Below are 11866 nucleotides of genomic sequence, written 5' to 3'. Positions count from 1 at the left end.
AATATGATGAAGTGTGCTATAATGTAACGTATGTAGTGTGAGGAAGGGCGATGTGAATGGATATTAAATTAACGTCAAAAATGATCCTTGAAAAGGAATTTAAGAAAAATTTTAAAGGCTACAATGTTGAAGAGGTCGATTCATTTCTTGATGAAATAATACAAGACTATGAAACGTTTGAAAAAGTGGTGGCCCAACTTCGTGAAGAAAATAAACAGTTAAAAGAAGAAATTGATAATACTCCTAAGAGACAACCTGTTGCATCTGCCACTGGTACGACAAACTTTGATATTTTAAAACGTCTTTCAAATTTAGAGAAACACGTATTTGGTAGTAAGTTGTACGAATAATTTTTTGTCAAATATATTGTATTTATCATAAAACTCTAGTATAATCTTTTTATCATCATGAAATTCTGGTAATCGCTGCGGCGCTAGACGTCGTAGAGGAAAGTCCATGCTCGCACGGTTCTGAGATGACCGTAGTGTTCGTGCTTACTGAAAAAATAAGGTAAGGCAGCTGTAAAGGCTGACGGCGGAAGGAAAACCTAAGTCTTAATGATATGGTTGAAACTTCCTGAAAGTGCCACAGTGACGTAGCTTGCTTGGAAACATGCAAGGTGGAACGAGGTAAACCCCACGAGTGAGAAACCCAAATTATGGTAGGGGCACTCTCTTGAAGGAATTGAACGGATAGAGGGACAGAGCTTACTCTGTAGATAGATGATTACTACCCGGTCGTACGAGGCGATAGCTGTTTGAGTACTCGGGAACAAAACATGGCTTATGGAATTTTATTGATGCTTATTATGAAATGACAAGCGCTCTCCAATTTGGTGGAGAGCTTTTCTTTTGAATACAGTAAGAAAAAGTTACTTGTTAATCATGTCTAGACATGCGCGATATACGTTTGAGAATAAGGCTGTACACTATTGGTCATGCCCCTGTCCCTACGATTCAAAACATAAACATCTAATAAACTATTATCGCAACGATGTACATATTGTCTACATACGAGTAGACTGACGCAAAAGCGCTTTTCTGAAAAATAAGGGTAGTAAAGAGAGATAGGATGGAGCGGAAACATGAACGGAGTGAACGATAGTCTGGAGAAGCTAAATTCGATTTCCAAATATCCTACTGCTTTAATGACAAAAATCTTCGAAAATGTATCTGAAGGCATTATGATTACGGATAAAGAGAAAAGAATAGAATTGGTCAATCCTGCATTTGAATTTGTTACCGGCTATAAGCGTAATGAAGTGATTGGAAAAACGCCAGCGGTTCTACAGTCAGGTGTTCACGAATTGCAATTTTATTTAGATATGTGGCAAAAGATACGACAAGAAGGCAATTGGCAGGGGGAAATATGGAATCGTCGTAAAACAGGAGACGTATATCCAGAATGGTTAACAATTGTTGGTATAACCAATGATGAAGGAGAAATTACAAATTACTGTGGCATTTTCACAGATTTGTCTGAGAGAAAAATAGTAGAAAATGAACTAGAAAAGCGTTTATTAACGGACTCATTAACGGAAGTATCAAATCGATTTGCATATATTGAAAGAATGGATAATCTACTAGAATCAACTTCTACTATTTCTCATTCAGTACAGCATGCAGTCTATTTTTTAGATTTAGATCGATTTAAGCATATTAATGATACGTTAGGTCATGCGGTCGGAGATACCATTCTAGTAGAAGTGGCAAAGCGCTTAAAAACATTATTGAAAAATAAAGATATCATTGCTAGATATGGCGGTGACGAATTTATTATAACGTTAACAAACGTGAAGAATGCCAAAGAAGCCGCAAATTTTGCTGAACAAATTATTGGGATTATTGAACAACCTTTGGATATTAATGGTCAAGATATTTTTATTTCTACGAGTATTGGTATTAGTATGTATCCATTAGATGGTGAAGTAACGGAGCAATTGATTCATTGTGCTGACAAGGCAATGACATATTCAAAAAAGAATGGCCTTAACGACTATGCTTTTTATTTTGATGAATTGAAGACTGACTCTCAGCGTGTTTTATTATTAGATTCAGAACTACGAAGAGCAATCGAAAACCGGGAATTTGATCTGCACTTCCAACCTAAAGTATCTATGGAAAATGATGAAATTCAAGGGTTAGAGGCACTTGTTCGTTGGAATAGTGAAAGACTGGGATTTGTTTCTCCAGCAGAATTTATTCCGTATGCTGAGGAAACAGGGTTAATCATTCCTTTAAGTGAAGTGATCATAGAAAAAGCTTGTGAGGCAGTTATAGAGATGCGTCAATGTGGCTACAAAACGCCAATTGCTATTAATATTTCAAGTATTCACTTTAAGCAACAAAACTTTTTAGACTCTGTTCAGTCAATATTAGAGCGTTATAACACGCCTGCTAACAATTTTGAAATCGAAGTTACAGAACGTACTGTGATGAACAGTGCCAATGAAACGGTTAGCAAACTTGTACAACTGAAGAAAATGGGCTTTAAAATTTCTATTGATGATTTTGGGACAGGTTATTCATCCCTTAGTTATTTGGTGCGCTTCCCCCTGGATTATTTAAAAATCGACCGAAGCTTTATTCAGCATATTGGCTCACTCGATGAAAAACAGGCTGTAGTGGATGCAATTATTCAAATGTCGCATCGTCTAAAAATGAAAGTTGTTGCTGAAGGTGTAGAACAAGCACAACAAGTGGATATACTACGTAAAATGAACTGTGATATAATTCAAGGTTATTATTACAGCAAACCGTTGCCACTTCACGAACTTATTGAGTTTATGGAGTATTGGGAAATTGAACATCAAGGAAGGAATTAGTGTATGGCAAACTATAAATTAGTAGCAACTGCAGCAATGGGACTAGAGTCGATTGTAGCACAAGAGGTACAGGCATTAGGATATGAAACAACAGTCGATAACGGCAAAGTGTATTTTGATGGTGACGAAACGGCCATTGCACGGACAAACTTATGGCTACGTGTAGCTGACCGAGTAAAAATCGTTGTAGGACAGTTCCCTGCTAAATCTTTTGAACAATTATTTGAAAGTGTAAAAGCGCTACCTTGGGAAAAATACTTACCAGTCGATGCAGCTTTCCCGGTATCGGGGAAATCTGTTAAATCCAAATTATTTAGTGTACCCGATTGTCAGGCAATTACTAAAAAAGCAATTGTAGAGCGCATGAAACAACATTACAAGCGTTTAGGATTTTTAGATGAATCAGGTGCAACGTATAAAATAGAAGTTTCAATTTTAAAAGATGTGGCGACACTTACTATTGATACTTCGGGTGCTGGCTTGCATAAGCGTGGTTATCGTCAAGCACAGGGCGAAGCACCATTAAAAGAAACATTAGCAGCGGCACTTGTACAAATTTCAAAGTGGAATCCGAATCGACCATTTGTTGATCCATTTTGTGGTTCAGGGACAATTGCATTAGAAGCGGCGATGTTTGGCCAAAATATTGCACCAGGCTATAATCGTGAATTTATTTCAGAGAATTGGCCATGGATGAAGGCAAAAATTTGGGATGCAGTGCGAGATGAAGCGGATAGCTTAGCGAACTACGATCAGCCATTAGAAATTATCGGGTCTGATATAGATCATCGTATGGTGAGTATTGCACAAGAAAATGCATTAGAAGCGGGCTTTGGTGATATGATTACGTTCAAGCAAATGCAAGCACGTGATTTTACAACACAGCTAACAGATGGTGTTATGATTGGTAATCCACCATACGGAGAGCGTATTGGTGACATCGAAGTCGTGGAACAGGTCATTCGTGATTTAGGAAAAGTCATGAAAAACTATCCGACTTGGTCTGTATACATGCTGTCTTCAATGAAAAACTTTGAGGAATTGTACGGTCGTCAATCGACGAAGAAGCGTAAATTATTCAATGGCTTTATTGAAACAAATTATTACCAGTTCTGGGGACAAAAGTCTAAAAGAGATTAACAAACGGTAACGGAAGATAAGATTTTTTCTTATCTTCCGTTTCGTCGCGTATAATAGGAGCAGATAGTTAGAGGGGGAACGTCAATTGCGTAAATCTTTACCATTTGTATTAACGAAGGACCGCTCATTTTTTGAGTCATTAGGTGACTGGATGGGGGACGTCCTTTACGATGAATTACCAGAAAAGGGCTTTGAATGCCGTGATGAACAAATTTTTATGGCATATCAAATTGAGCAAGCTCTAAAAGAGAAAAACGTGCTTTTTGCTGAGGCAGGTGTAGGAACTGGAAAAACAATTGCCTATTTACTACCAGCTGTATCCTATGCACGTTATACTGGAAAACCAGCCCTGATCGCATGTGCTGATGAAACATTAATCGATCAGCTAGTAAAAGAGGGCGGCGATATTTATAAGCTACAAAAAACATTAGGTCTTGAAATTGATGTTCGCTTAGCAAAGTCACGAGATCAATATTTATGTTTAAAGCGTTTTGAGGAAGCGGAAAAAGTGGTGTCCGATGAATGGATCGACGATATTGCGTTTTCTATACCTGATGGCGTATATGCACAGGGCTCGATGATTGCTATACAACCTTATGGTGAGCGTAGTGATTATCCAACAGTCAGTGATGAAGATTGGCAAAAAGTAAACTACAACTCGATTATGCAGTGTTCTGTATGTGACCTACGTAATCGATGTGGTCAAACATTACATCGTGCACATTATCGTAAATCGGCGGATCTCATTATTTGTTCACAAGATTTTTTAATGGAACATTTAGCTACAAAGGAATCTCGTGAACGTGAAGGGCAATTAGCTTTATTGCCTGAAGTGTCAATGATGGTGCTAGATGAAGGCCATTTATTAGAATATGCCGCACAAAAAGCAATGACGTATAAAGTGCAGGCGACAACAATTGTTACATTGTTAGAGCGTTTAATGGTAGATGGTGTGCGAGAACGTACATTATATGCGATGGAAAAATTACAAGATGACCATGAGTTATTTTTTGACCAGCTACGAGATGATCTAGTAGCTTCTGAAGAAGAGCGTAAACGTATTAATAAATCGCCCAATTTATTGAAATACGGTAAACAGCTTATTGCTGATGTTGAAACATTACTCGAGGAATTTGTCTTTGAATCTGAAATGTATATGATTCCAGAATATGAATTAAATATGGCAGAGGAGTATTTAGAACAATACGAGGCATCCTTACGTATTTTCATAGCGCAGGGAGATGCAGTCGATTGGTTAGAGGAAACTGATGGAGAGGAAACGCTCGTAATTATGCCGCGCCTCATCACAGAAGTTTTAGCAGAAAAATTATTCTCTAAAAAACTTCCAATAATATTCTCTTCAGCAACATTATCTGTCAACAAAGATTTTTCTTATATTGCTTATAGCTTAGGAATCCGTGATTATCAATCATTTTCTGTTCCATCACCATTCGATTATGAAGAAGTTATGCGAATTTATTTACATGAGCTATCACAAAAAGGGAAAACGGCACGTGTTCAACAGCTATTACGTGACGGAGAAAAAACATTAATTTTATTTAAATCAAAACAAGCGATGTTAGATTTCAAAGCAGAGTTACCTCTTATGGAACGGATGTATGTAGCGTTTGAGGGGGACCGTGAACTATCTGGAATTGTGCGTGATTTCCAAGAAGGCACGATCAAAACATTATGCTCCTATCATTTATGGGAAGGTCTAGATTTGCCAGAGGAGGCATTAACACGAGTTATTATTTATGATTTGCCTTTCCCTCCACATGATCCATTATTTGATGCGAAACGTACATTTGCTGAAAATCCATATGAAGAAGTGGAATTACCGTTTATGCAACTTCGTTTACAGCAAGGAATGGGGCGTTTAATTCGTACTTCCAACGATCATGGAGATATTCATATTTTGTTAAATGAAGAAGAAGCAAAGCAACGTGAAACATTTGAAAATATATTAGCCGTTACACCAGAAATTAAGTAGAAAAAAGCGAGTTTGCATCTGATGCAAGCTCGCTTTTTTTGTATATTAAAATAATATTTCTATCGCAAGATAATGATGAAGTTGAAAAAAGTGTTGAATATTTCTCTTTTAAGCTATATAGTTCTTTGTAATGCAACGAAAATTATTAAAATAAATTATTTTTTATATTGAAAATAATTTTGCAAAAGGTTTATAATGATGACAAGAAATTTTAAGAATAATCAAAATCAACATTTGGTTATTCCGTGATAGGGGGGTTGAGCCTGTCGAACATTCAATCGGTGTGCCAAAAATATACGAGCTTGTCTGCAACAGATGTAGAAAAGTTAATAGAAATAGAAGCTACATTATCGTATTATGCTGAGTTGACAGATTGTTATATGTTCATAGATTGTATGCTGGAAAACTTACCACATGCAATTGTAGTGGCAGAGGCTTTCCCAAAAACAAAAAGTGGCTTATACGAAAAATCTGTAATTGGCAAATTTGTATTTGAAAGCTTCGAACCAGCAGTATTTGCTGCGTTTAAAAATAAAGAAAAATCATCAATTACTCGGGCAATCACACAGGAAGGTATAACGGTTGAACAAAACGTTGTCCCTCTCTTTAATGACCAACAACAGGTGATTGCAGTGTTAATCCAGGAAAAAAAGGTGGAAGTGCAAACAACACCAATAGATGATTTTCGACATATGCCTTTTGCATTAATTGAGCATATTGTTGAGCCAAATTCTCAACCGATTCCAGTAGTTTCTGATTTGCTCGTAGAATCCATTATTCTCACAAATCATGAAAACAAAGTGATCTATAGCAATCCTGCGGGTCACCGATTTATATCGGAACTATCAGGGCTAGAACGTTTTGACAATGTTGCATTGAATAAGATTTTACCTTTTTTACAGGAGGTCTATGATAAAGGCGATGATGTCTTTTTCTTAGAAATTACGATTGATCGTAAATCCTTTATTGTAAAGAAAATTCCTATTCGTGATCAAAACGATAAAGTGACACTCCTCATTATTCACGATCTTACAGAGCTAAAGCTGAAAGAAAATGAACTAATGATGAAAACATTTGCTATACGAGAAATTCACCACCGTGTGAAAAATAATTTACAGACCGTTACAAGTCTATTGCGGCTGCAAATGAGAAATGACTTGTCAGCTTCTAGTGCAAGTGCATTTCAAGAGGCATTAAACCGAATATATAGTATTTCATCTGTTTATGAACTTATTTTAGAAAATGAAGATAACGCTGAAGAGAAAGTAGACGTTATCGCATTGTCTAAAAAAATTGGACATAAAATGGTTGGGACATCCAACACATCATCTATTCAATTAACCTTTCATGACGATAATGTACAGTTATTTTGTCATGCTAAAAAAGCTGTTTCGCTCGCATTAATCATTTGTGAGCTACTGCAAAATGCACTGAAATATGCTTTTATTGGTCGTGAGGAGGGTACAATCGATATTCAATTTCAACAGGATGCTTTTTCTATTTCACTTTATATTTCTGACAACGGCGTTGGAATGCAAGAGGTGAAAGCATCATTTGGAATGGAGATTATTACAAGGCTTGTTGAATATGATTTAGCTGGCACATTTTCAATTATCCCTAGCGAACAAGGTACACATACTCATATTCAGTTCCCTGTAAGTGAGGAGGTATTTATCTTAAATGACTAGGAAAGTTATGATTGTCGAAGATGAGTCGCTTATTGCAATTGATTTGAAGTTTATGCTAGAGGATAACGGCTACGAAGTGGTAGCGCAAGCAAATAATGGAGAATCAGCCATTGAGTTGGCTTTTACACATAAGCCACAGTTAATTTTAATGGACATTAAAATGCCAAAGCTGGATGGTTTAAAGGCAAGCAAAATTATTGAACAGCAACTCGGTATACCGGTCCTATTTATATCAGCTTATAGTGAAAAAGAATTGTTACTGTACATGAAGCAGGACAATATTTTAGGCTATGTTATGAAACCGTTTTCTGAGAAGAATGTCCTTCCGGCGTTGGAGGTGGCATTTCACCAGATTGATAAGTTCAACCGCTTAAACGGGGAATTGCTGCATAAACAAACAGAAATAGAAAAGCGAAAAATAATCGAACGAGCAAAAGGTTTGCTCATGCAGTCAGAAAACCTTAGTGAGGACGAGGCTTATAAAAAAATTCGCAATGAGAGTATGCAGACTCAACAGGAAATGGTGCTTATTGCAAGGCGCATTATCAATTCATTACAAGTAAATAGTTAAAGCAAAGACGCTTTAAAGAGATTTCCTCTTTAATGCGTCTTTTTTTTATAATAACAAAATTTTTTAGCAAAACTAAAGGGGTGATGAGAAGGATGGCAATGATAGGAACGGTTATCGTTTATATTATTATGATTTGTGCAGTTTTAGGAGCAATCGGAGCAATTCGAGATGCTGAATATGGAATCGGGAAAGAGTTTATGAATGGTATTCATACGGTTGGACATATTTTTGTACCTGCTGCAGGGATCATGGCTGCTATACCTTACTTAACGTGGTTTATAAGTCATTTTATTAGTCCGATTTTTGAAATGATTGGTGCTGATCCAGCTATTGCAGCAACGACGATTTTAGCTTCGGACATGGGAGGATACCAATTAGCGAATGCATTAAAAGAGTCGTATGAAGGATGGGTGATGGCTCTAGTTGTCGGATTTATGTCTGGCGCAACAATCGTGTTCTCTATTCCGATGGGACTTGCCATGTTAGATAAGCGAGATCATAAATATATGGCTTTAGGTATTATGGCGGGGGTTTTAACAATTCCGATTGGAGCATTTATTTCTTCCATCATGATTGTGACATTTAATACAGATGTACGTGAAGTGATTAGTACAACAGCGGAACCAACATATGTTTTTGCCATTTCAGTTTTACAAATATTAATCAATTTATTGCCTTTATTTATTTTCGTAGTATTAATCGCGTTAGGTCTCAAGCTAGTTCCAAACGGCATGATCAAAGGCTTCATGATTTTTGGACGCGTGATGGATGCTGCTATCAAACTAGTACTAGTGTTCTCGATTGTAGAAATTTTCACAGGTATTTTTACAAAGATTTTCGGTGCATGGGGCTTTGATCCAATCATGGCAGATAAAGTCGATCAATTCCGGGCATTAGAAACTGCTGGGTATATCGGTATTATGTTAGCGGGAGCATTCCCGATGGTGTACTTAATTAGAAAATATGCATCGAAACCTTTAGAAGCAGTAGGTGGGAAATTAGGCTTATCATCTGTAGGAAGCGCAGGTATTTTAGCGACAATTGCTAATATTTTAGCCATGTTTACACTCGTTCGATATATGCCACCTAAAGATAAGGTTATTAACATTGCCTTTGGAGTGTGTTCAGCATTCCTTCTAGGAGACCATTTATCGTTTACGGCTAATTTCCAGCCGACAATTATTTTACCTGTTATTGCTGGTAAGTTTTTAGCTGGTGTGATCGCTATTATTTTAGCTTACAAGCTATCTGTTCCAACGGCTCTAAGACTAGAACAAGAGGATCGCAAGGCAGGCATTATTAAAGAAGGTGAATATTTAACAGATAACAATGTTGAAAGAGGTGATGACGTGTGAGTGAAGAAAAGAAACGGTTTATTCAAGAATTTGTACCAGGTAAGCAACTAACATTGAGTCATCTAATAGCAAATCCTGATCCTGATATGTTTCAAAAGCTGGGCATTCAAGAAGCAGGTGCACTGGGCATCATGACATGTACACCGAGTGAGACGGTTATTATCGCAGGAGATTTAGCGACAAAGGCAGCCAATGTAAAACTAGGATTTCTAGATCGATTTACTGGCAGTCTCGTTATTGTTGGAAGTGTATCCGAGGTTGAAATGGCGATGTTAGAGATTAATCGTTTTCTATCAGAGATGCTAGGGTATACGCCATCAAAAATAACGAAGTCATAGGATGTGCCATATGAAAAATCGAGTAATGATTATAGGTGGTGTGCAAGCAGGTAAGTCGACGCTGATGAATGCGTTATTGGGGAAAGATAGACAAGCCAATAAAACACAGGCGCTTGTTTATGATGACTGGATAGTCGATACACCCGGAGAATATATAGAAAATCCGATGTATTACAGAAACATTATGGCAACATCGCTTGAAGTGACACATGTGATTTATTTGCAGGATGCCACCTCATCAAAGAGTGTTTTTCCTCCGCAATTTAGCTTAGGAATTCCTAAATACCAAATTGGTGTTATCACAAAAATTGATGCACCACATGCAGATGTAGAAAGAGCAAAAGCGTTATTACAAAATGTCATGACGCATGGTCCGATTGTGAAAACCTCTTCGTGGCAAAAGCTTGGTATTGAGTTTATTGCGCCACTTATTCAGCTCCATTCTGACGAAGAAATTCGTCAGTTTGTAAAGGATCGTGACAGTCCTTATCTCATGTATTGTCCCTTAAGTGGCGAGAGGGGAGAGTAAGTTGAAGACAGAAAAAATTTATAGTGCAGGCATTGATATTGGTACAAGTACAACAAAGATGGTGGTCAGTAGTTTTCTATTGAAAAACGTTGCAGGTTTAACGCATGTGCCCCGAATAGAAATTATTGAAAAAACAGTTCTCCATCAAAGTCCTATTATTAAAACACCGTTTATCAATAAAGAAATTATCGATATGGAAAAAATCGAGCAATTTATTTTTCAGCAATATCAATTGGCCCAAATTGCACCAGCAAATATTTCAACAGGTGCCATTATTATTACAGGCGAATCTGCCACGAAGGAAAATGCCAGCGAGGTTGTTCATGCGATAGCAGATACAGCCGGGCACTTTTTAGTTGCTACTGCTGGACCCGATTTAGAAGGCATCATTGCAGCAAAAGGAGCAGGTACATTACAGCAATCAAAAAATACTGCCAAAGTTATCGCTAACATCGATATCGGCGGTGGTACTGCAAATATTGCGGTAATGCAGTTTGGCGAAGTAATGGGTACGTGTACATTGCATGTCGGTGGAAGACTTATAGAATTTCAGAATGGCCTTGTCCAATCGATTTCTCCACCCATTATGAAACTAATGGAGAGATGGCCGAAGCCATTAAAGGTTGGTGATTCAGCAGAGGATGTACGTGTTACACAATTAATCCAAGAAATGGCGGATATCGTAGCGATGACGCTAAGCGGACAATTAACAGACGAACGGCATCCTTTATTGCTAGGACATTTGCCAACTTGGGATAATCCGATTGATGCACTCGTTTTTTCCGGTGGGGTAGCCGCCTGTATTTATGAAAATGAATGTACAAATCGTCAGTATGATGATATCGGTGAAAGGTTGGCAAAAAAGCTTTTAGAGCATGAACAGCTACAATCCTTTTTGTGGCTAAAACCTGAGGAAACAGCAAGGGCAACAGTGACGGGTGCGGGGACGCAAACAACTGAGATCAGTGGTGCAACGATTCAAGTAGATGCGGAAGTATTACCTTTAAAAAATGTACCTGTTTTCAATTGCCATATAGATACGCACAGCAAAGAATTCGACGATGCGGTGAAAAAAGCCATTGAACGAGCCGATGCTCTATTTTCTACCAAGGAGAATCGCTCGCCGTTTGCACTCTATTTTAGTCAGTTACCATATTTAAGCTTTCAGGATGTTCGTGTATTATGTGAGGCTATTTTGAAGCATTTAGCGACGAGAAGCTCCAAGGAAATACCAATTATCATAGTCATTCAATCAGATTATGCAAAAGTTATTGGGCAAACGATACAAGCGATCAATCAAACAGTTCCTATCATTTGCATCGATCAAATCAAAGTAGAAACAGGTGATTATATTGACATTGGGCAAGTGCTACCGTCAGGTGTTGTCCCAATCGTTGTAAAAACACTTGCTTTCCACTCAAAGTAAGG

10 protein-coding genes and 1 other RNA gene are annotated in these 11866 nt (G+C 37.6%); all 11 read left to right on the top strand.

What is annotated here, in order from left to right; genetic code table 11:
- Positions 1–56: 56 nt before the first annotated feature.
- The 11 genes from gpsB to PVA17_RS03715 all read left to right on the top strand — a co-directional run bounded on the left by gpsB (position 57) and on the right by PVA17_RS03715 (position 11864).
- Entirely contained in the window at positions 57–350 is a 294-nt protein-coding gene (gene gpsB / locus PVA17_RS03765) for a cell division regulator GpsB (protein WP_132359074.1), read from the top strand.
- A 60-nt stretch (positions 351–410) separates the two neighbouring features.
- An RNA gene (gene rnpB, locus PVA17_RS03760) (RNase P RNA component class B) lies at positions 411–791 on the top strand.
- 293 nt (positions 792–1084) lie between these two features.
- Positions 1085–2824, top strand: a complete 1740-nt coding sequence (locus PVA17_RS03755) for a GGDEF domain-containing phosphodiesterase (protein ID WP_274066930.1) — start codon at positions 1085–1087, stop codon at positions 2822–2824.
- Positions 2825–2827: 3 nt separating this feature from the next.
- Positions 2828–3964, top strand: a complete 1137-nt coding sequence (locus PVA17_RS03750) for a THUMP domain-containing class I SAM-dependent RNA methyltransferase (protein WP_274066929.1) — start codon at positions 2828–2830, stop codon at positions 3962–3964.
- An 85-nt stretch (positions 3965–4049) separates the two neighbouring features.
- Positions 4050–5957 (top strand): ATP-dependent DNA helicase, encoded by a 1908-nt coding sequence (locus PVA17_RS03745; RefSeq protein ID WP_274066928.1) that lies wholly within the window; start codon positions 4050–4052, stop codon positions 5955–5957.
- Between the two features lie 257 nt (positions 5958–6214).
- Positions 6215–7645, top strand: coding sequence for a sensor histidine kinase (locus PVA17_RS03740; RefSeq protein ID WP_274066927.1), 1431 nt, complete (start codon positions 6215–6217; stop codon positions 7643–7645).
- On the top strand, positions 7638–8216 hold the full coding sequence (locus tag PVA17_RS03735) for an ANTAR domain-containing response regulator (protein ID WP_274066926.1): 579 nt from the start codon (positions 7638–7640) through the stop codon (positions 8214–8216). Before PVA17_RS03740 ends, PVA17_RS03735 begins: the two co-directional genes overlap by 8 nt.
- Positions 8217–8308: 92 nt before the next feature.
- Complete coding sequence (eutH, locus tag PVA17_RS03730) at positions 8309–9571, top strand: ethanolamine utilization protein EutH (protein WP_274066925.1); 1263 nt, start codon at positions 8309–8311, stop codon at positions 9569–9571.
- Positions 9568–9909, top strand: coding sequence for an ethanolamine utilization microcompartment protein EutS (gene eutS, locus PVA17_RS03725; RefSeq protein WP_024363381.1), 342 nt, complete (start codon positions 9568–9570; stop codon positions 9907–9909). The genes eutH and eutS overlap by 4 nt, the downstream gene beginning before the upstream one ends.
- A 10-nt stretch (positions 9910–9919) precedes the next feature.
- A complete protein-coding gene (locus tag PVA17_RS03720; RefSeq protein WP_248718523.1) occupies positions 9920–10438 on the top strand; it encodes a EutP/PduV family microcompartment system protein in 519 nt (172 codons plus the stop codon).
- 1 nt (position 10439) lies between these two features.
- Positions 10440–11864, top strand: coding sequence for an ethanolamine ammonia-lyase reactivating factor EutA (locus PVA17_RS03715; RefSeq protein WP_274066924.1), 1425 nt, complete (start codon positions 10440–10442; stop codon positions 11862–11864).
- Positions 11865–11866 lie beyond the last annotated feature (2 nt).

Source organism: Lysinibacillus sp. CNPSo 3705 (assembly GCF_028674935.1).
In the GTDB taxonomy this organism is placed as follows: Bacteria; Bacillota; Bacilli; order Bacillales_A; family Planococcaceae; genus Lysinibacillus.
This window is presented reverse-complemented; position numbering and strand designations above follow the sequence as displayed.